This is a genomic window from Brevundimonas sp. (assembly GCF_030682035.1).
Lineage (GTDB): Bacteria > Pseudomonadota > Alphaproteobacteria > Caulobacterales > Caulobacteraceae > Brevundimonas.
In genome coordinates this window covers 299,817-318,000 of the sequence record NZ_JAUXQZ010000025.1, presented here as the reverse complement: position 1 = coordinate 318,000, position 18,184 = coordinate 299,817, and the positions used below count along the sequence as shown (strand labels likewise).

Below are 18,184 nucleotides of genomic sequence, written 5' to 3'. Positions count from 1 at the left end.
CCGCGCCAATGCCAGCGGATGACCGAATCCAGCCCAGCCCCGACCCTCGTCACCGCCTGGAAAGCCGCGACCGCCGCGCTCAAGGCCGGCCGCATCGACAGCCCTTCGATCGACGCCCGCCTGCTGCTCGAGGTCGCCACCGGCGCCGGCCGCACCGACATCATCGCCGATCCCTATCGCGTGGTGACGCCCGACCAGCAGGCCGTTCTCGACGCCTATGTCGAGCGCCGTCTGCGCCGCGAGCCCGTCTCGCGCATCCTCGGCAAGAAGGGCTTCTGGAAGATCATGCTGAACGTCACCCCCGACGTGCTCAGCCCCCGCCCGGACACCGAGGCCATCCTCGACGTGGTCATGCTGGCCTTCCCGCCGCATCAGGCGTTCGAGATGATCGACCTGGGCACAGGCTCAGGCGCCATCCTGCTGGCGACCCTTGCCGAGCGGGCCGGGGCGCGCGGCGTCGGCACAGACATCTCGTCCGAGGCGCTTGCCGTGGCAAAGGAGAACGCCGCCAACCTCGAACTCGACAACCGCGCGACCTTCCTGCGCACCGAATGGGCTGCGGGTTTCGGCGATGACAGTTTCGATCTGGTCGTCTCCAACCCGCCCTACATCCCCTCGAGCGACATCCCCGGCCTCGACCCCGAGGTCCGCGACCACGACCCCCTGCTGGCGCTCGACGGCGGCCCCGACGGTCTGGTCGCCTATCGCGAACTGGCCCCCGAGATCCGCCGAATCCTCCGCCCCGAGGGCGTTTTCGCCGTCGAGATCGGCTGGGACCAGGGCCCGCAGGTCAAGGCCCTGTTCGAGGCCGCGGGCTTCGGGAGGGTGATCGTCGTCAAGGACCTGTCCGACCGCGACCGCGTCGTCACCAACGGGCCTGACCCGAGGACAAACCCGATCCCGAAGATGTAACTCTAAACCCCGCCGGTGAAGCCGAAGAAAAGGATCAACCCCGGTAGCAGAAGCACGAAGGCAAGCAGACGCCCACCATTCTTGCCGGCGAACAGAGCCGTGAGAAGGGCCGCGCTCGCCAGTAAGCCTGGAACTCCGACATAGTAGATGACTTGGGCGAGGTTTGGATAACCCGGAGCCTGCTGATCGCTGACGCCGCCTACCAGCGCCACGCCTAAGACTGTGACGGCGCTCCAGAGCGCTAACGGAATAAGCGCCGACCGCGATCGGAGTTTGATGCCCATTGGGCTATTCCGACGCCGAGGCGGACTGATTTGCAAGCACCCGTGTTTAGCGGCGCAAACTTCCCCTTGGAAACCCCGCCAGAGCGCGCTAAGTCTTCGCCTGTTTCCCACCCAAAACGCACGCCTTGGTCCGCTTCTGGCCCATCCACGCGCGCATCAGGGCAGTGACGGTCTGGCCATCCGGTCAGGCGGACCACGGGGCGGCGACGTATTTCCGATCACATCGTCAGCGGGGATTGGCCCCGGAACGAAGCGGAACGACCACACGGACAGCGCCCGCGGCTCTCGCCCCGGACCGTCCCTCATGCAAAGCACGGTAGCGTCCGATGAGAGATTTCAAGGGCATGAAGCGTCAGCGCGGACGCAACAGGAAGCCCGGCGGCGGCAGCGGCGGCAGCAGCAACGCCAACGCCACCAATCCGAACCGTTCGTGGGACTCCCAAGGGCCCGAGAACATCAAGGTCCGGGGCAACGCCCAGACCGTCTATGAGCGCTATATGCAGCTGGCGCGCGACGCCTCGGCCGCCGGCGACCGCGTCCTGGCCGAGAATTACACCCAGCACGCCGAGCACTATTTCCGCGTCCTGCGCGCCCTTCAGCCCTCGCGCCCCGTGTCCGAGATCGCCCAGCGCGAACTGGCCGGCCAGGGCTTCGATATTGATTTCGAGGACGAGACCGGCGCCCAGGCCGCCGCCATTATGGCCGCTGAAAAGGTCGAGGCCGACCGCATCGCCCAGATCGAGGCCCGCCAGCGCGAGAATGAGGAGCGCCAGAACGACCGCGGTCCTGACCGCTCAAACGACCGTCCCGTCGACCGCTCGAACGACCGCCCCAACGACCGTCAGGCCGAGCAGCCGCGCCGCGAATGGCGCGACCGCGACGACCAGCCGCGTCAGGACCGCGAGCCGCGCGAGCCCCGCCCCGAGGGCGAGGGCGGCTTCAATGCTGACGGCAGCCGCCGCGAGACCCGCCGCGAGCGCTGGGAGCGCCGCCAGCTGGAACGCAACGCCCGCTTCGACCGCGAAGGCGGCGAGCCCCGCGCCGAGGGCGAGGCCCCTCCCGCACCGTCCGACGAGGCCCCGGAAGTCCGCGCCGAAACCCCCGAGCGCGCGCCACGTCCCGCGCGCGCTGAGCGCGCCGAACGACCCGAACGCAAACCCCGCCGCGACGCCGGCGTGGCCACCGACGACGGGATTGGTTCCGCCCTGCCGGGCTTCCTGACCCGTTCGACCGCCCCGGCCCCCGCCGTGTCAGAGGCCGCCGAGGCGCCGGAAGAGGCCGCCGCGCCCAAGCGCCGCGCGCCCCGCCGCAAGGCCGAAGCGCCCGCCGCCGAAGACTGATCAGGACGCCGCCTGCGCGCGAGCCCGCTTGACGCGGCGACGCTTCGCTGGCCCAAAGAATGCGCCGATCTGTTCCGGAGCGCCCATGTCCTGCCTGTCGCGGTCTTCGGTCCGACGCCGTCTCGCAAGCCTGAGTGTGCTTGCGAGCCTCGTCCTCGCCGCCTGCGCCTCCACGCCCCCGCCGCCGCCCCCTCCCGGCGGGTCCGGAGGGGCGGGCGCCCTGCGCGACTGGCGGGGCATCGTCACCGCCTCCGACCGTGATCGTTACAGCCGCCGCGACGCCGCCTGGTCCCTCGCCCTGCAACAGGCCCGGCGCCAGCCCGGCTCAGGCGACCTGACCGGTCTCGGCGACCTGATCGAGCCCCGCGCCGCCCGGTCCTCTGTCGCGCCCCCGCCCGGCGACTATCGCTGCCGCACCGTCAAACTGGGTTCCCAGGGCGGCGAGGAGGGCCTCGGCTATGTCGTCTACGACTGGTTCGCCTGTCGTATCGAGGCGACGCCCCGCGGCCTGAAATTTTCCAAACTGACCGGCAGCCAGCGTCCCGGCGGCCTGCTGTTCACCGAGAACGACCGTCAGATGGTCATGCTGGGCTCACTGTCCCTCGCCGCCGAACCGCCCGCCAACTCCTACGGCCAGCGCCCCGACCGCGACCTGATCGCCGTGCTGGAGCGGATCGGCGAACGCCGCTGGCGGCTGGTCATCCCCTGGCCCCAGGCCGAGTCCAATCTCGACCTGATCGAGCTGGTTCCGGGATGACAAGAGCCTGAACTTCCGCTGATCATCGGCTCAAACCTTCGTCAGCCGCAGGTCGTGGTAGTCGTACGAAAAGTCCGCATCCGGACTGACCGCCTTCATCGTCGCTGACACGGGCCGGCCGTTCTCCAGCGTGAAGGTGATGAACAGGTCCTCTTCCCGCCTGTCCGTGAACCGCGTCCGCAGGGTGTCGCCGTCATAAGGCTCGACCGGTCCCTGCAACGCCGGCGTCCGGCTGAAGCTCAACCACAGCTGGAGGTCCCGGGCCTGGATGGTGATGTCCCCATACCAGGGGTCGTGCCAGGTCCCGGCATAGGCCGCGAGCGGCAGGGACGGGGGCGCGCCCGCGGCCTGTTTCGCGTCGATCTCCGCCGCCGCCGCGACCGAAGCCGCGTCGCCCTCGCGTTGCAGCCGCTGACCGTCCGCGATCCAGTCGAAGCCGGTCTTGTCCATCACGATGTCAGTGATGCCACTGCGCAGCGCCCGCGTCAGGAAGCTCTCCTCGGCGTTGGTGAAATAGGAAAAGCCGGCGTCGCGTCCCGGGATCAGCACCGTCCCCGAAACATAGCCGGGCGCCCCGCCCCCGTGGGTGATCATCCGCTCGCCGCGATAGTCCTGCACCTGCCAGCCCGTCGCATAGGTCGAGGCGATGGCTCGCCCCGGCAGGGTCTCTGTCGGCCCGGCCGAGTTGGAGATGATGATGTTGGGCCGCCACATCTCATTGGCCCGCGCTTCCGAATACAGCCGCGTCCCGTCCGGCAGGGCGCCGCGCGCCAGCTGCACCGCGATCCATTTGGCCCAGTCGACGGGCGTGGTGACAAAGCCGCCCGCCGCCCCCGCCGAGGACCAGTTCCAGACCTCCTGGATCGACTGGCCGATGGTCTGCATCTCGCCCTGATAGCGCAGCGGCGGCCCCACCCGGCCGTGCGGCAGGGCTGATTTCGCCGGGTCGGCGGCGGTCATCAGCGGCAGGGTCCCGGTCATGCCCAGCCGGTCCAGAATCCGTGTCTGAACGAAATCCTCCCACGCCATCCCCGCGGCCGCGGCGACCACCTCGCCCGCCACCACGAACATCAGGTTGCAGTAGTGGTAGGTGGTGCGGAAGCTGTCCTCGATCGGCACATGCGGCACGGCGGCCATGATCTCCGCCCGCGTCCGGTCGCTGTTGGGCCAGAACAGCAAGTCCCCGGCACCGAGGCCGAAGCCGATCCGGTGACTGACCAGATCGCGCACCGTCACCATGTCGTTGAGCTCGGGCCTGGACAGGCTGAACCCCGGCAGATACGTCCGCACCGGCTCGTCCCACTTCACCTTGCCCTCGTCGATCAGGATGGCCAGGGCCGCGCAGGTCACCGCCTTGGTGTTGGAGGCGATGGCGAACAGGGTGTGCTCGTCCACCGCCGCCCCGCCGATGGCCCTCACGCCGTATCCGCGCGTCAGCACCGGCTGCCCGTCCTTCACGACCGCGATCGACACGGCCGGCTGGTCCGGGAACCCGGCCATGACGCGCTTCACATAGATGTCGACCTGATCCGCCAGCGAGACCGCGTCGTTGGCCGCAGTCTGCGCCCAGCCGCTGGACGGCAGGGCGGCCGCTCCGGCGACGGACGAAACCAGCGCCGCGCGGCGTGTAAGGCGGATAGACATGAAGCGGCTCCCGGACTGAACTGGGTGGACGCTAGCGCGGCCCCGTCCGCCCCGCCAGCCGCCTCTTGTGTGCCCGCGCCGCCACACCCACCTGATCGCCAGCCGGACGGCGCGCAGCTTGCATGTGAGGGCGCGCCCGACGGCCTCAAGCAGCGAGGCGCCGCGCGCCGAGCGATAGGCCAACAAAGATGAACCTCGACCTCTACTCCGACCGCGCCAAACAGGCGGTCCAGTCCGCCCAGTCGCTGGCCCTCGCCCGGCGGCATCAGCAGTTCGCCCCCGAACACCTGCTCAAGGTGCTGCTGGAGGAGCGCGACGGTCTCGCCCGCAACCTGATCACCGCCGCCGGCGGCGATCCCGCAAAAGCCGAAGCCGCTGTCGAAACCGCCCTCAAGAAGCGCGCCCAGGTCTCGGGCGGCTCGGGCCAGCTCTATCTCGACGGCGACACCGCCCGCGTCTTCTCCTCCGCCGAGGAGGCCTCGAAAAAGGCCCGCGACGCCTTCGTCACCACCGAACGCCTGCTCTCCGCCATCGCCCGCGATGGCGGCGTCGCGGCCGCCGTCCTGTCCTCCGTCGGCGCGACCCCTGACGCCCTCGACGCCGCCATCGCCGATGTGCGCAAGGGCAAGACCGCCGACTCAGCCGGGGCCGAAGACGCCTATGACGCCCTCAAACGCTACGCCCGCGACCTGACCCTGGCCGCCCGCGACGGCAAGATCGACCCCGTCATCGGCCGCGACGAGGAGATCCGCCGCACCATCCAGGTCCTCGCCCGCCGCACCAAGAACAACCCCGTGCTGATCGGCGAGCCCGGCGTCGGCAAGACCGCCATCGTCGAGGGCCTGGCCCTGCGCATCGTCAACGGCGACGTGCCCGAGAGCCTGCGCGACAAGGTCGTCATGGCCCTCGACATGGGCTCGCTCATCGCCGGGGCCAAATACCGCGGCGAGTTCGAGGAGCGGCTCAAGGCCGTGCTGGCCGAGGTCACCGCCGCCGAGGGCGGGATCATCCTGTTCATCGACGAGATGCACACCCTGGTCGGCGCCGGAAAGGGCGACGGCGCCATGGACGCCTCCAACCTGCTCAAGCCCGCCCTGGCCCGTGGCGAGCTGCACTGCGTCGGCGCCACCACGCTGGATGAGTACCGCAAACACGTCGAGAAGGACGCCGCCCTCGCCCGCCGCTTCCAGCCCGTCTTCGTGGAAGAGCCCAGCGTCGCGGACACCGTCTCCATCCTGCGCGGCATCAAGGAGAAGTACGAGGTCCACCACGGCGTGCGCATTTCCGACAGCGCCATCGTCGCCGCCGCCAGCCTCTCGCACCGCTACATCACCGACCGCTTCCTGCCCGACAAGGCCATCGACCTGATCGACGAGGCCGCGTCGCGCGTGCGCATGGCCGTCGATTCCAAGCCCGAGGCGCTGGACGAGATCGACCGCCGTCTGGTCCAGCTCAAGATCGAGCGCGAGGCCCTGAAGAAGGAGACCGACAAGGCCTCGGTCGCCCGCCTCGAAAAACTGGAAGACGAGATCGCCGACCTCGAGGGCCAGTCCGACGACCTCACCGCCCGTTGGAAGTCGGAGAAGGACAAGGTCGGGCAAGGGGCCCAGGCCCGCGAAACCCTCGACCGCCTGCGCGCCGAACTGGCCGCAGCCCAGCGCGCCGGCGACCTCGGCCGCGCGTCAGAGATCGCCTATGGCCAGATCCCCCAGATCGAGAAACAGCTGGCCGAGGCCGAGGCCGCCGAAACCTCCGGCGCCGGACCCCTGACCCCCGAAGTCGTCGACGCCGAACAGATCGCCCAGGTCGTCTCCCGCTGGACCGGCGTCCCGGTCGACAAGATGCTGGAGGGCGAGCGCGAGAAACTGCTGGCCATGGAGGAGTCCTTACGCCGCCGCGTCGTCGGTCAGGACGAGGCCCTGACCGCCGTCGCCGACGCCGTGCGCCGCGCCCGCGCCGGCCTGAACGACCCCAACCGCCCGCTGGGCAGCTTCCTCTTCCTCGGCCCCACCGGCGTCGGCAAGACCGAGCTGACCAAGGCCCTGGCCGCCTTCCTGTTCGACGACGAGGCCGCCATCACCCGCATGGACATGTCGGAATATATGGAGAAGCACAGCGTCTCCCGCCTGATCGGCGCCCCGCCCGGATACGTCGGCTATGACGAGGGCGGCGCCCTGACCGAGGCGGTGCGTAGACGCCCCTATCAGGTGGTCCTGTTCGACGAGGTCGAAAAGGCCCACCCCGACGTCTTCAACGTCCTGCTGCAGGTGCTGGACGACGGCCGCCTGACCGACGGTCAGGGCCGCGTCATCGACTTCAAGAACACATTGATCATCATGACCAGCAATCTCGGCTCGGAGGCGCTGGCGGGTCAGGGCGAGGGCGACGACGTCGAGAGTGTCCGCCCGTACGTCATGGAACAGGTCCGCGGCCATTTCCGCCCCGAGTTCCTCAACCGCATCGACGAGATCATCCTCTTCCGCCGCCTCGGCCGCGACCAGATGGCGGGGATCGTCCGCATACAGATGGCCCGGTTCGAAAAACTGCTGGCCGACCGGCGGCTGACCCTGTCGCTCGACGACAGCGCCTGGGCCTGGCTGGCCGACAAGGGCTACGACCCGGTCTACGGCGCGCGGCCCCTGAAGCGCGTCATCCAGAAGGACCTCGTCGACCCGATCGCGAAGAAGCTGCTGGGCGGGGAGATCGAGGACGGGAGCGTGATCGCGGTGTCAGCGGGGGATGGCGGGCTGAGCATCGGGAAGGCGCGGGTGCATTAGGCTGGGGTGCCTCCCGCCGCGGGATGCTCGACCATATCGGGCTCCACGTCTCCCGCGGGATCAGCCTGCGTGTCCTGCAGAGTGCCCAGAAGGGTGTTGCTGATCGCGAGAGCCTCTACGTCGAAGTAGGATGGTGCTGCTGCGTTGATTAGTGGTTGAGGGCGGCCCTCGTACCACGCGTTAGCTTTACCGTCCGGGCCCTTACGTTTTTTCTTCTGGAAGATGTCTCTGTATCTTTGAGGCGATATTCCAAGGAACGGCACATAGGAGACTCGGCCCGCGATTTCCGCCTCTATTTCAATCTCGTTCTCGTGGAGTTCTTTGGCTTTGCTCTTCGGGTACGGTTCTATGTAGACGACCTTCTTTATCCCGCTCGCCAAGACATGCTTAGTGCAATTGTGGCAGGGAAACACGGTGCAGAACAGAGTCGCCCCTTTTATGCTCCGCCCTAGCCTGGCCGCGTCACATATCGCGCACATCTCGGCGTGAACGATCCGGCCATACTCCGTTAGATCGAGGATCGCGGCACCGACCAGGGCACCATCCTTTGAACCGGGAGCCTTGGCCTTGGCAGTTATGGCGTCAACGATGTCTGCAGGTCCCCCGAGGTCAGTTGCCTTCTCTGACAGAAGCCCGTCATCGATGAACCGTTCGATGAGATCACGCACGATTTCCTTCTTGTAGATTTCGTTCGGATCATAGCCGAGTTTCACATCGCGATGGTCGGGTTCTTCGAGGTCCCAATAAGTACCTCCGAACGCCTTGGGTGCCTCGTTGCAGCCCTGAGTGATCAACTCGCCATCATCAGAGAAGATGGCCGCACCGACTTGACGGGATAGGTCGGCTGAACGAAGTCCTGCAGACTTTGCGGCATACATTCCGTACTCAGCTTTCGACGGAGAGATATCGGTCTTTCCAAAAAGCGCTTCCGTAAAACGAGTGAGCGTCCGATCCATCTCGACCTTGTTGACGCCATCGATGAACACATCTGCCATCGGAAACGTCTCCTGGAGGTTTTGTCCAAACGGCTCGCGGGTCTCTACGGAGTCGCGTTCCATCAGCCGCTCCGCGATGCACGCAATATCAGCGGCCGACTTTCTCGTTGAGACGCTCCGCTTGAGCTGCCGTTCAAGGCGGTCTCTGCGAGCGGCTTCGCCACCATACGCAGAGATCAAAAAGAAGCGGGGACCATAAACGCGGCGAAAAAGGTCTACTTCGTCAGGTCGCTTAAGCTGGCGAACTACGAATGCCGTCGCGCTTAGCGCCAACTCGAAATTTCCGGTCCGAGAACGACGGCGGTTCCGGATAGCGCGAACGCCAATTCGGGCAAGCGTGGCTTTGTCCTTGAACCGGGCGCACAACTCGTTTCCGACATCCATTTTGTAGTTCATTTTGGCATCGTAGTCGGCGCTGGTTGGTGCAACCGTCGTGGGGCTGTACGCAGCAATTTCATCAGTCAGCTTGATCGCTTCTGATGAATACCCAACACCGCTAAGTGCCGAGTTCAGGCTCGCGACAATCTCGTCAACATCAATGCCTATGGCACCGGCAATACCGAAGACGAGCTCCGGCGAGTCTCGAAACGTTTCGCCTGACATTCCTGTGCGCTCTTTTCCAACGATGATGCGAAGCGAATCTGAACGTGCTAACTTAACATGCTCAATCGCGAATCAGGAGCAGGCCTGTGAATCATCATCACGTCGACCGTGACGAGGAGATCAGGAACCTCATTGAGACCGCTAAACGTTTGGCGAAGAAAATGAATGGAACCTTCATCGTCGATGATGGCAAAGTCCAATCATTCGGCGACTGTAGCCCGCCACCTGCTCCTCATCACGTCGAAAAACGGCGGGCATAATCCGCCTCTCCGGCCCGCAGCATGCATGAACGGGCGATCCGCTCGTTGACGGCGCTCGTCACCCCCCGCCACCCCACCCCCGCACCGCCTCCGCCGCCACCCCGTCCGTCCACGCCTTCTTGCAGGCCGCATAGGCCCCGCTGTCGTCCGGATGCAGGGCCGCGCAGCGCAGCTTCTCGCGCGCATATGCGGCGCCCGTGGCGGGGTCGGCCCTGAGCCGGTCGCGGAAGGCCAGGCGCCAGGCGAGGGCCGGGTCCCCCGCCGCGTAGACGTGCAGATGGACGCCGGGCGCCCCCGTCTCCGGATCGTCCCGGGTGAAATAGCGCCGCCCGGCCACGCCGTTCTCGCCGCGCCGACGCCGGCCCAGCCCCTCCAGCCCCAAACCTTCCAGCGCCGGCCGCGCCGCCTCGATCCGCGCCAGATCGCCGGTCTCGCCGAGCAGATCGATGACCGGCTTGGCCATCAAGCCGGGCACGGCGGTCGAGCCGACATGATGCACGGCGACGCAGGCCCCGGGCGCGGCCGCCTGTAGCGCCGCGATCAGCGCCCCGGCCCGGACGGCCCCGTCCGGGGTCCAGGGTGTGAGCACAACGGGTCTGGGCATGCGCCATGATCCGAAGCGGCGGGTGAGGGGTCAAGGCGGATCACCCCTCCCTGCTATCGTCATTCCGGGCGGAGAGGCGCGCAGCGGCTCGGAGACCCGGAACCCAGCGGCGCGCGATAGCGCGAAGGCGCCCGGCTTCGTCCTTCCCCACCCGGTCGCTTCGCGACCACCCTCCCCATGAAGGGGAGGGAGATGCTCAAGAGCTCCGGTCTTTGAAAATCAGGAAAACGCCACGAAGATCAGCGCCACGACCGTGATGTCGATGGTGCGGGCGAGGATGGTCAGCATGGCGGCGGTCCCGAACGAGGCTTGAAGCCCTGTCGTTCAGCAAGGACCGTGCCGCGGCCTCAGACGTCGGTGTCTTTCGCCTTGCCCGGCTGCGGGCGGCGTTCGGCGGCGCCGGAATGCTTGGTTCCGAGATAGGCCGACCGGGCCGCATCCAAGACGGGAGGGCCACCCTTAAGGCCGCGACGCTGGCCCGTTTGGCCCATAAGCTGGGCGGCGAAGATGGCCGCGCCGGGGTCGGCGGCCGGGGTCGGGGCAGGTCTTGCCGGGGGCTCGGCAGGCTCGGCCGGAAAGTCCACCGGGACAAGGGCGCGCGACGCAGAGGCGGCCCGGCGTTCGGCGGCGCGCCGGTCATCCGCGCGGCGGTCTTCGCGGCGTTGGGCAGGACCGACGGGGCGAACCTCGTCGGTCATGTCAGCCGCCCTTGCCCGGGGACTGGGACAGCTTGTCGAGCTGGCTGCGCATCTCGTCCATCTGGCGGCGCATCTCGGCCAGCGGGTCGGCGGTGGGCGTTGGCCTGGACCCGGGGGCCGCGCCGGGAGCCTGGCTCCCGGGAGTCAGGGCGCCGAAGCTTGGCCACATCTTCATCGCATCGGTGAACAGGGCCATGTTGCGCTTGACGGCCTCGTCGAGGATGCCGGCGCCGGGCGCCGCGCCGAAGGCCTTGGAGAACTGGCCGCGCATCTGGTCCTGCTGGCGGCTGAAGCTGTCGAGCGACATCTCCAGATAGCTGGGCAGCACCCCCTGCATCTGACCGCCGTAGAAACCGATCAGCTGGCGCAGGAACTGGACCGGCAGCAGGGCCTCGCCGCGGCTTTCTTCCTCGAAAATGATCTGGGTCAGGATCTGGCGCGTCAGATCGTCATTGGTCTTGGCGTCGAAGACCACGAAATCGGTGCCTTCGCGGACCATTTTGGCCAGGTCCTCGAGCGTGACGTAGGCGCTGGTGGCCGTGTTGTAGAGCCGCCGGTTGGCGTATTTTTTGATGACGACGGTTTCACCCGCTCCGGCCTTCTTGTCCGCCACGCCAAACCCCTGACCTGTTGCACTGCCGCACTATCCCGCAGCGCGAAGCCGCATGCAAATCAGCCGAGCGTCGCTGGGGCCAGAACCACGCCCACCAGCACGGCGGCCCAGTGTACGGTAGCGCCGGTGACGACGAACCCATGCCAGATGGCGCGGCGGAACTTCACCCTGGGGCTGATGAAGACGAAGACTCCGGCGGTATAGATCAGTCCGCCCAGCACCAGCAGGGCCAAGGCGATCGGGTGGACGGTGTCGACCAACGGCTTGAGGGCGATCAACGCCAGCCAGCCGAACAACGCATAGATGGCGGCCCAGAAGGCGTCGGAAATCCGTGGCGCCACCAGCTTGGTGAACACGCCAGCCAAGGCCACCACCCAGACCAGCACGGTGAAACCGATCGCCCAGGCGCCCTCAAATCTCTGGGTGGTGAAGGGCGTGTAGCTGCCCGCGATCATCAGGAAGATGGCCGCCTCGTCCATGCGGCGCAGGATGGGCCGGGCGGCGCAGGGGCGGGTCTGGTTGTAGACGGTCGAGACCGCCAGCATGGCGATCAGACACAGGGCGTAGGCGGCGGTGGCCACCACGGCGCCGATGCCGGAATAGATCGCCGCCAGCACGGCCAGGACGATGCCGCCCACGGCGGCCAGGGTCAGGCCGACCACGTGCACGATCAGGTCGGCGGTCTTCTCCGCCGGGGTCCGGTAGTGCTCGGCCATGTCCAGTTCGTCGGGGACGCAGACCTGCACGAATACATTTTTCAGTCTCTTGAGCATGGCCCCATCAAGCCTTTCTCGCTCTGTTTGTTCCCGCCAATGTAAGCGTGGGCAGGTGACCATTGGCTGAACGGGGTCGTCATGCGTGACGAAGGCTGCGGGATGCGGCAGAAACGGCACGATTGGTTTCGCGCGGCCTAATGCCCGGGAAGGGCGTAGAGGTTTCGTTTTCCATGGCCCGGGCGCTCCCTCGCCCGCGGCCGGTCCCAGGGGTCCTGCATGTCCATTGAAGTCGTCATCGTCTCCGCCGCCCGCACGCCTGTCGGGTCCTTCCTCGGCGGCCTGTCCAGCCTGCCCGCGTCCAAGCTGGGCGAGCTGGCGATCCGGGCGGCGCTGGAGCGGGCGGGAGTGAAGCCGGAGGAGGTGGATGAGGTGATCCTGGGCCATGTGCTGCAGGCGGCGGCGGGGCAGGGCCCGGCGCGGCAGGCGGCGATGGGGGCGGGTATTCCCAAGGAAGCCGCGGCCTGGAGCCTGAACCAGATCTGCGGCTCAGGCCTCCGGGCGGTGGCCCTCGGGGCGCAGCAGATCGCCCTCGGCGACGCCCGCATCGTCGTGGCCGGCGGGCAGGAGAGCATGAGCCAGGCTCCGCATGCCCAGGCCCTGCGAACCGGCCAGAAGATGGGCGACCTCAGCCTGATCGACACCATGATCAAGGACGGCCTCTGGGACGCCTTCAACGGCTATCACATGGGCCAGACGGCCGAGAATGTGGCGGACGCCTTCGGCATCAGCCGGGCTGATCAGGACGCCTTCGCCGTGGCCAGCCAGAACAAGGCCGAGGCGGCGCAGAAGGCGGGGCGGTTCGATGACGAGATCGTGCCGGTGACCATCAAGGGCCGGAAGGGCGATACGGTCGTCGACAGGGATGAGTTCATCCGCCACGGCGCCACCCTGGAGGCCATGCAGGGGCTGCGGCCGGCCTTTACGAAGGAGGGCAGCGTCACGGCGGCCAACGCCTCGGGCCTCAATGACGGGGCGGCGGCGCTGGTGCTGATGAGCGCGGATGACGCCAGGGTCCGGGGGCTCACCCCGTTGGCGCGGATCGTCTCCTCGGCGACGGCGGGGGTCGATCCGGCGGTCATGGGCACCGGGCCGATCCCGGCGTCGCGGAAGGCGCTGGAGAAGGCCGGCTGGTCCGTCGCCGACCTCGATCTGGTCGAGTCCAACGAGGCCTTCGCGGCCCAGAGCCTGTGCGTGCTCAGAGAGCTTGGGCTCGATCCGGACAAGGTCAATGTCAACGGCGGGGCCATCGCCATCGGCCATCCGATCGGGGCCTCGGGCGCCCGCATCCTGACGACGCTGCTCTATGAGATGAAGCGGCGGGATGCGAAGCGGGGCCTGGCCACCCTGTGCATCGGCGGCGGCATGGGCGTGGCCATGTGTGTGGAGCGGGTCTGATCCCTCCTATTTCGGCGGGTCGGTGAAGGCGGCGAAGGGCTCGCCCGACAGGCTGAGCGAGATCGGACGCAGACCCCAGGTGTCCGGCAGATCGGCGGCGGCGGCGGGGGTCAGCAGGATCTCGCCGCGCCGGGCCATATCCTCACCCAGCTTGCTGGCGATGTTGACCGGCTCGCCATAGAGGTCGGTGCCGTCCAGCAGCAGGACCGGGCCGCGGTCGATGCCGACGGAAATCTTGATCGGCTGGTCGGCCACGGCGCGCAGCGAGGCGAGGGCGTCGCGGGCGGCGGTCAGGGCCGGGGCGGATTCGTCGAAGGTCAGGAAGGCGTTGTCGGCCTCGAATTTGATGGTCCGGCCGCCGTGGCGGACGGCGACCTCGGCGATGGACACGCGCAGGGTGGCGATCATCGACAGGGCGCCGATCAGGCCGTCGTTGCGGGCGCGGCGCGAGAAGCCGCACATGTCGACCACCACCACCGTCAGGGTGTGGCCGAAGCGGCGCCACAGGTCGGTCTCGATGGCCGTGCGGGCGGCCGGGTCGCGGGCCGAGGCCCAGGCGCGCAGGGCGGCCTCGGAGGCGGCGTGGTCGGGGCCGGGGGACAGCAGGGGATCGGTCGCGGTCATCACCCCGGTCCTGGCCCCGCCCCTAGCGGAAATTGCAGCTGACGCCGGCCCACAGGTCGGTCACCGTGGCGCCCGGACCCGTGCCTGAGGCCAGGCCATAGACGTCGTCGGCGCCGAACTCCGGCCCCAGGCTGTTGGTCGCCACCTCGACGCCCGGATGGGCGGCGCGCAACTGGGCCAGGGTTGAGCCGATGCCTATGCCCTTGATGGTCCTGAAGCCGCGGGGCGTTCCGGACCCGGCGGCCCAGCCGGCGAGGGCGCCGTCCTGGAACAGCAGCTGCAAGCCGTCGCCCCAGGTCGCGAAGGTCAGCGGTCCGGCCCCGCATTCGGCGTTCTGGGACACCGTCGGGGCGGCGCCGCGGAACTGGGTCAGGGTCTCGATCACCTCGGCCTGCGGGCGACCGAAGGCGACCTCGAACCCGGTGCCGCGCCCGCCCGGATTGGGGAAGGTCACGCCGGTCGAGGCCAGCAGCGCCTCGGTCGGGGCATAGGCCGCGCCGGTCGCCGGCGCCGGGGTCGCAGGGGCTGCGGGGTCCGCCACGGCAGGCGCGGCGGGTGCGTCCGCGGGGGCCTCGGCGGGCGGGGTGCAGGCGGCGAGGCCGAGGGCCAGGGCGGCGGCGAGGGCGGGGGTCAGCTGTTTCATGGAGCGACGGTACCGCGGGTTTCACGATCCGGGAAGCCGTGGGCGCCGGAGGCCTCTCCGCCGTGAAAAACACCGTCCGAAGTGTTCGACTTGTGCGGCGCCTGATGCATGAAGAAGTTTAATGCGAGAGCCGCGACACGAGAAGCGCGCTCACCTTCTCCCGCAAGGGGAGAAGGACCATATGGGGCGGACAAGGACCCCGCCCCATGACCCGCACCCTGCACATCGACTTCGTCTCCGACATCGTCTGCCCCTGGTGTGTGGTGGGGCTGGGGGGGCTGGAGACGGCGCTGGCGACGCTGAAGGGCGAGGGGATCGAGGCCGAGATCCATTTCCAGCCGTTCGAACTGAACCCGCAGATGCCGGCTGAGGGCGAAAACATCGTCGACCATATCGGCCGCAAATACGGCTCGACCCCCGAACAGTCGGCGGCCAACCGGGCGATGATCACGCAACGGGCGGCGGAGGCGTGGCCGGGGTTCGAGATGCGGATGGGCGAGGACAGCCGGATCTGGAACACCTTCGACGCCCACCGGCTGCTGCACTGGGCCGGGACGCTGGGGATGGCGGAACAGAGGGCGCTGAAGGCCGCCCTGTTCACGGCCCATTTCACCGACGGCAAGGTCATGACGGACGCCGGGGTGCTGGCCGACGCGGCGGCGGCGGCGGGGCTGGACCGGGCCACGGCGGTCGAGGTGCTGGCCGACGACCTCCATGCCGCCGAGGTGCGGGCGGTGGAGGCGCTGTGGGTCTCGCGCGGGATCACCGGCGTGCCCGCCGTGGTGGTGGAGGGGAAGTGGCTGATCTCCGGCGGGCAGCCGGCGGGGGTGTTCGAGGAGGCGCTGCGGGGGATGGCGGGGGAGCTCTGATCCTTGCTTGTCATCCCGGCCACGCCGCGCAGCGGCGCAGAGCCGGACGATGAGTCCACCCGGCATGTCCTCCCGGACAGCCCGTCAGGGCTGAGCCGGGAGCCGCGCGGTCCGGCCCCGACCTGTCGCCCGGACAGGCGCAGCGCGCCTTCCGGGCGGGGGGTGGTGGGGAGGGGTGCGTCCCGTCCCGGATAGCCGCTGCGCGGCTTCCGGGATGACAAGGGGCGGCGCTGTTTACGCCGCCTTCGCCTTGCGCGGCTTCGTGGGCGCGGCGTCGGCGGCGGTGACGAGGTGACCCTTCCAGCCGGGGGGCGGCAGGAACTTGCCGGACTGCTCCTCGCGCGTGCCGTGCTTGGCCGTATGGGCGGCCGCGCGCCCGGCTTTCAGGATGGTTTCGGTATCGAACTTGATGCTCATGACGGCCATTCTTCTAGCAGAACGAGGCCCTCGTCGCTACTGGCGTAGACCTGCCAGCGATCCACGATCGGCTTGTAGACGGTCTCCAGATAGTCGAGGCTGAGCCCGAACCGGCGGCGCAAGGTGTCCTCCGGGATGCCATGCCCGCCGCGTGCGACGCGGCGCGCCACGCGGGCGATCGAGAACGCCGCCGAGGGCGGACGCAGATAGATCAGCTCGACCCGATACCCGGCCGCCTTCCAGTCGCGGATGCGCACGGCGTGCGAGCGGGTGGCCAGGGTGGTTTCCAGCACCACGTCGGCGCGCAGCGTGAACAGCTGATCCAGCCGTTCCAGCACCAGCCGCCCGGCGGCCAGATCGCGGGCCGGACCCGATCCCGTCAATGAGCGCGCCACCTCGTCGGGATTGACGAACTGGAACGTCGCCGCGCGCTGGCGCAGAAAGCCGTTGATGAAGGTGGTCTTCCCGGCCCCGTTCGGACCGGCGAGGAGGACGAGGGTGGGCATGACCAGCTAGAGATGCTTGACGGAAAGCACCCGATCCCACTTCGAATTAAGGTATTCGCAGACTAATCTACGATGGCAATGATGAGGTGTGTCTTCCGAACACAACAAGCACGCGTGATCGAACATACCCGGCTTCAGGCGATCTTCGATCTTTCGCTTAGCCATGAGGTCCATGAATTTCAATTCGTAAGCGCGCCAGTCACCTCCATCACGCTTGTAGGCCTTCAACATCTCATCTTCGGGGGCCAATAGAGGCGTATGAACATAATTGATGTCAAGAATAGATTTCAAGAAATAACTTAAATCGTCAGATTTGGCGAATCCAGAGAGTTGCGAAGTATTATGGAGCCTAACGTCGACGACCTTTCTTACTCCAGCGCTGCGAATGCGTTCAAAGAAGTTTCTCGCATTTGATTTTGTAAAGCCGATGGTCGTAACACTTATCATTTAACTACCGAGAGTTTGCCAGCGCGGCGGGGCGAGGTCTGATCACAGTGGAATACGCGACTTGAGACGCTCTTTCGCGGTAAGCCGTATCGACTAGCTCGCTAGCGCTCATGAAAAAATCAGGCTCAGTACGCCCCGCCATGACAACCATGTCTGTTTCGATTTGGTTCTGAGATCGGACGGAGCCATCGGGCAAAATATGATCAACCTCATGTTTGCCTTCGATAAGAGATCGACCAACCAGCAAACATCTGTGGCAATCCAGAGGGTGAGCTTCAGAGCAAACCAGTGCGATCCGATGTCCGGACGCACCGCCGATCACTCTCTCAAGTCCGAGTTTATAAGAAGTCGTCTCAGACATCCTCTCGTAGTTGGCGACACCGTTCACAAATAAGTCTGGATCGGCTGGCCTTCCCCCAAGTTCCTTCCCCATGAAGACGTAAGAAAGGCCATCTCTTTTCAGGGAATTCTTCAAGTCGTCTCGATTGAAATGTGGAAAGTGTCGCGAGAAGGGGGAAGATCGAACATCTGCCACCGCCGTGATGCCGAACGACCGCAGCAGGCTCGAAAATCTTTCGTAGGTCTGCGACGAGTGACCAAGGGTCCAGAATTTTGCCATTGCGCTGCGGATTGGTCCTACCAGTACACACCATTCACCATGGCGGAACATCTATCAGGCGCAACATTATATGCCCTAGCGAGGCCAACTCGAACATGAAGCTGGCCGCTTTGAGGCAGCGCCCGCTGGATCGCTTGGACCCCGCCATTCCTCCAAATTGCTTTCAAAGCGTGGCTGCTAACCGCGAGTTGATAGGCTCCGCTCGCGTCCACTACCGTTGCCTTCAGCTTTTCGAATTCGGTCGAAAAACTAATGTTAGCCCTCGGGATGGTCACCCCCCAGAGAGACCGAGAGTGCGTGCCTCTGGCAACATAATTCCCTTGGTTGACGCCCCTGAATTGCTTGTTGTGCTGGAGCTGGCCTTGAAAGGCATCGGCCACTGTCGCCGCGGTCGTGGGAGC

General features: G+C 67.0%; 19 protein-coding genes. 6 read left to right on the top strand and 13 right to left on the bottom strand.

Annotated features, from left to right (window positions below; all coding sequences use genetic code 11):
- Positions 1 to 18 precede the first annotated feature (18 nt).
- Positions 19 to 912 (top strand): peptide chain release factor N(5)-glutamine methyltransferase, encoded by an 894-nt coding sequence (gene prmC, locus Q8K49_RS06875; RefSeq protein WP_305304998.1) that lies wholly within the window; start codon positions 19 to 21, stop codon positions 910 to 912.
- Positions 913 to 914: 2 nt separating this feature from the next.
- Here prmC and Q8K49_RS06870 read toward each other — a convergent pair whose 3' ends face one another.
- A complete protein-coding gene (locus Q8K49_RS06870; protein ID WP_305304997.1) occupies positions 915 to 1,196 on the bottom strand; it encodes a hypothetical protein in 282 nt (93 codons plus the stop codon).
- Between the two features lie 326 nt (positions 1,197 to 1,522).
- Between Q8K49_RS06870 and Q8K49_RS06865 the strand changes: the two genes are divergently transcribed.
- Entirely contained in the window at positions 1,523 to 2,536 is a 1,014-nt protein-coding gene (locus tag Q8K49_RS06865; protein WP_305304996.1) for a DUF4167 domain-containing protein, read from the top strand.
- A gap of 136 nt (positions 2,537 to 2,672) precedes the next feature.
- Complete coding sequence (locus Q8K49_RS06860) at positions 2,673 to 3,293, top strand: DUF4893 domain-containing protein (protein ID WP_305304995.1); 621 nt, start codon at positions 2,673 to 2,675, stop codon at positions 3,291 to 3,293.
- A gap of 30 nt (positions 3,294 to 3,323) precedes the next feature.
- Here Q8K49_RS06860 and Q8K49_RS06855 read toward each other — a convergent pair whose 3' ends face one another.
- Positions 3,324 to 4,937 (bottom strand): serine hydrolase, encoded by a 1,614-nt coding sequence (locus Q8K49_RS06855; RefSeq protein WP_305304994.1) that lies wholly within the window; start codon positions 4,935 to 4,937, stop codon positions 3,324 to 3,326.
- Between the two features lie 188 nt (positions 4,938 to 5,125).
- Between Q8K49_RS06855 and clpB the strand changes: the two genes are divergently transcribed.
- Positions 5,126 to 7,714, top strand: a complete 2,589-nt coding sequence (gene clpB / locus Q8K49_RS06850; RefSeq protein ID WP_305304993.1) for an ATP-dependent chaperone ClpB — start codon at positions 5,126 to 5,128, stop codon at positions 7,712 to 7,714.
- On the opposite strand, the gene Q8K49_RS06845 is transcribed toward clpB, so the two are convergent.
- The 5 genes from Q8K49_RS06845 to Q8K49_RS06825 all read right to left on the bottom strand — a co-directional run bounded on the left by Q8K49_RS06845 (position 7,711) and on the right by Q8K49_RS06825 (position 12,260).
- Positions 7,711 to 9,312: an anti-phage dCTP deaminase gene (locus Q8K49_RS06845; protein WP_305304992.1), complete on the bottom strand. Its 1,602-nt coding sequence runs from the start codon at positions 9,310 to 9,312 to the stop codon at positions 7,711 to 7,713. The two genes, clpB and Q8K49_RS06845, sit on opposite strands and share 4 nt — an antisense overlap.
- A gap of 318 nt (positions 9,313 to 9,630) precedes the next feature.
- A complete protein-coding gene (locus Q8K49_RS06840; protein WP_305304991.1) occupies positions 9,631 to 10,176 on the bottom strand; it encodes a GrpB family protein in 546 nt (181 codons plus the stop codon).
- 347 nt (positions 10,177 to 10,523) lie between these two features.
- Entirely contained in the window at positions 10,524 to 10,874 is a 351-nt protein-coding gene (locus tag Q8K49_RS06835) for a hypothetical protein (protein ID WP_305304990.1), read from the bottom strand.
- Position 10,875: 1 nt separating this feature from the next.
- On the bottom strand, positions 10,876 to 11,487 hold the full coding sequence (gene phaR, locus Q8K49_RS06830) for a polyhydroxyalkanoate synthesis repressor PhaR (protein WP_305304989.1): 612 nt from the start codon (positions 11,485 to 11,487) through the stop codon (positions 10,876 to 10,878).
- A 59-nt stretch (positions 11,488 to 11,546) separates the two neighbouring features.
- The gene (locus Q8K49_RS06825; RefSeq protein ID WP_305304988.1) at positions 11,547 to 12,260 is read right to left on the bottom strand and encodes a hemolysin III family protein; all 714 of its coding nucleotides are present in this window, start codon (positions 12,258 to 12,260) and stop codon (positions 11,547 to 11,549) included.
- Positions 12,261 to 12,479: 219 nt separating this feature from the next.
- Here Q8K49_RS06825 and Q8K49_RS06820 point away from each other — a divergent pair, with 219 nt between their 5' ends.
- Positions 12,480 to 13,658, top strand: coding sequence for an acetyl-CoA C-acetyltransferase (locus Q8K49_RS06820; RefSeq protein ID WP_305304987.1), 1,179 nt, complete (start codon positions 12,480 to 12,482; stop codon positions 13,656 to 13,658).
- Positions 13,659 to 13,664: 6 nt separating this feature from the next.
- On the opposite strand, the gene Q8K49_RS06815 is transcribed toward Q8K49_RS06820, so the two are convergent.
- Both Q8K49_RS06815 and Q8K49_RS06810 read right to left on the bottom strand, forming a co-directional pair.
- On the bottom strand, positions 13,665 to 14,282 hold the full coding sequence (locus tag Q8K49_RS06815; RefSeq protein WP_305304986.1) for an adenylate/guanylate cyclase domain-containing protein: 618 nt from the start codon (positions 14,280 to 14,282) through the stop codon (positions 13,665 to 13,667).
- A 22-nt stretch (positions 14,283 to 14,304) separates the two neighbouring features.
- The gene (locus Q8K49_RS06810) at positions 14,305 to 14,925 is read right to left on the bottom strand and encodes a hypothetical protein (protein WP_305304985.1); all 621 of its coding nucleotides are present in this window, start codon (positions 14,923 to 14,925) and stop codon (positions 14,305 to 14,307) included.
- Positions 14,926 to 15,131: 206 nt separating this feature from the next.
- Between Q8K49_RS06810 and Q8K49_RS06805 the strand changes: the two genes are divergently transcribed.
- Positions 15,132 to 15,794: a DsbA family oxidoreductase gene (locus tag Q8K49_RS06805; protein ID WP_305304984.1), complete on the top strand. Its 663-nt coding sequence runs from the start codon at positions 15,132 to 15,134 to the stop codon at positions 15,792 to 15,794.
- 234 nt (positions 15,795 to 16,028) lie between these two features.
- On the opposite strand, the gene Q8K49_RS06800 is transcribed toward Q8K49_RS06805, so the two are convergent.
- From Q8K49_RS06800 to Q8K49_RS14840, 4 genes are read right to left on the bottom strand one after another with little or no spacing between them, the layout of a single operon-like run.
- Positions 16,029 to 16,211, bottom strand: coding sequence for a hypothetical protein (locus Q8K49_RS06800; RefSeq protein WP_305304983.1), 183 nt, complete (start codon positions 16,209 to 16,211; stop codon positions 16,029 to 16,031).
- Positions 16,208 to 16,717, bottom strand: coding sequence for a zeta toxin family protein (locus Q8K49_RS06795; RefSeq protein WP_305304982.1), 510 nt, complete (start codon positions 16,715 to 16,717; stop codon positions 16,208 to 16,210). The genes Q8K49_RS06800 and Q8K49_RS06795 overlap by 4 nt, the downstream gene beginning before the upstream one ends.
- A gap of 6 nt (positions 16,718 to 16,723) precedes the next feature.
- Positions 16,724 to 17,164 carry a DUF488 family protein gene (locus Q8K49_RS06790; RefSeq protein WP_305304981.1) on the bottom strand — a complete coding sequence of 147 codons (441 nt, stop codon included), beginning with the start codon at positions 17,162 to 17,164 and terminating at the stop codon, positions 16,724 to 16,726.
- Positions 17,165 to 17,168: 4 nt separating this feature from the next.
- Complete coding sequence (locus Q8K49_RS14840) at positions 17,169 to 17,783, bottom strand: DUF488 family protein (RefSeq protein ID WP_370867748.1); 615 nt, start codon at positions 17,781 to 17,783, stop codon at positions 17,169 to 17,171.
- Between the last annotated feature and the right edge of the window lie 401 nt (positions 17,784 to 18,184).

Coding starts and splice junctions, on each gene's coding strand:
- Q8K49_RS06840 (WP_305304991.1), bottom strand. CDS start 10,176: ATGCCCAGACCCGTTGTGCTCACACCCTGGACCCCGGACGGGGCCGTC.
- Q8K49_RS06800 (WP_305304983.1), bottom strand. CDS start 16,211: ATGAGCATCAAGTTCGATACCGAAACCATCCTGAAAGCCGGGCGCGCG.
- Q8K49_RS06855 (WP_305304994.1), bottom strand. CDS start 4,937: ATGTCTATCCGCCTTACACGCCGCGCGGCGCTGGTTTCGTCCGTCGCC.
- Q8K49_RS06795 (WP_305304982.1), bottom strand. CDS start 16,717: ATGCCCACCCTCGTCCTCCTCGCCGGTCCGAACGGGGCCGGGAAGACC.
- clpB (WP_305304993.1), top strand. CDS start 5,126: ATGAACCTCGACCTCTACTCCGACCGCGCCAAACAGGCGGTCCAGTCC.
- Q8K49_RS06835 (WP_305304990.1), bottom strand. CDS start 10,874: ATGACCGACGAGGTTCGCCCCGTCGGTCCTGCCCAACGCCGCGAAGAC.
- Q8K49_RS06805 (WP_305304984.1), top strand. CDS start 15,132: ATGACCCGCACCCTGCACATCGACTTCGTCTCCGACATCGTCTGCCCC.
- Q8K49_RS14840 (WP_370867748.1), bottom strand. CDS start 17,783: ATGGCAAAATTCTGGACCCTTGGTCACTCGTCGCAGACCTACGAAAGA.
- Q8K49_RS06865 (WP_305304996.1), top strand. CDS start 1,523: ATGAGAGATTTCAAGGGCATGAAGCGTCAGCGCGGACGCAACAGGAAG.
- Q8K49_RS06870 (WP_305304997.1), bottom strand. CDS start 1,196: ATGGGCATCAAACTCCGATCGCGGTCGGCGCTTATTCCGTTAGCGCTC.
- Q8K49_RS06815 (WP_305304986.1), bottom strand. CDS start 14,282: ATGACCGCGACCGATCCCCTGCTGTCCCCCGGCCCCGACCACGCCGCC.
- prmC (WP_305304998.1), top strand. CDS start 19: ATGACCGAATCCAGCCCAGCCCCGACCCTCGTCACCGCCTGGAAAGCC.
- Q8K49_RS06825 (WP_305304988.1), bottom strand. CDS start 12,260: ATGCTCAAGAGACTGAAAAATGTATTCGTGCAGGTCTGCGTCCCCGAC.
- Q8K49_RS06845 (WP_305304992.1), bottom strand. CDS start 9,312: ATGTCAGGCGAAACGTTTCGAGACTCGCCGGAGCTCGTCTTCGGTATT.
- Q8K49_RS06820 (WP_305304987.1), top strand. CDS start 12,480: ATGTCCATTGAAGTCGTCATCGTCTCCGCCGCCCGCACGCCTGTCGGG.
- Q8K49_RS06810 (WP_305304985.1), bottom strand. CDS start 14,925: ATGAAACAGCTGACCCCCGCCCTCGCCGCCGCCCTGGCCCTCGGCCTC.
- Q8K49_RS06790 (WP_305304981.1), bottom strand. CDS start 17,164: ATGATAAGTGTTACGACCATCGGCTTTACAAAATCAAATGCGAGAAAC.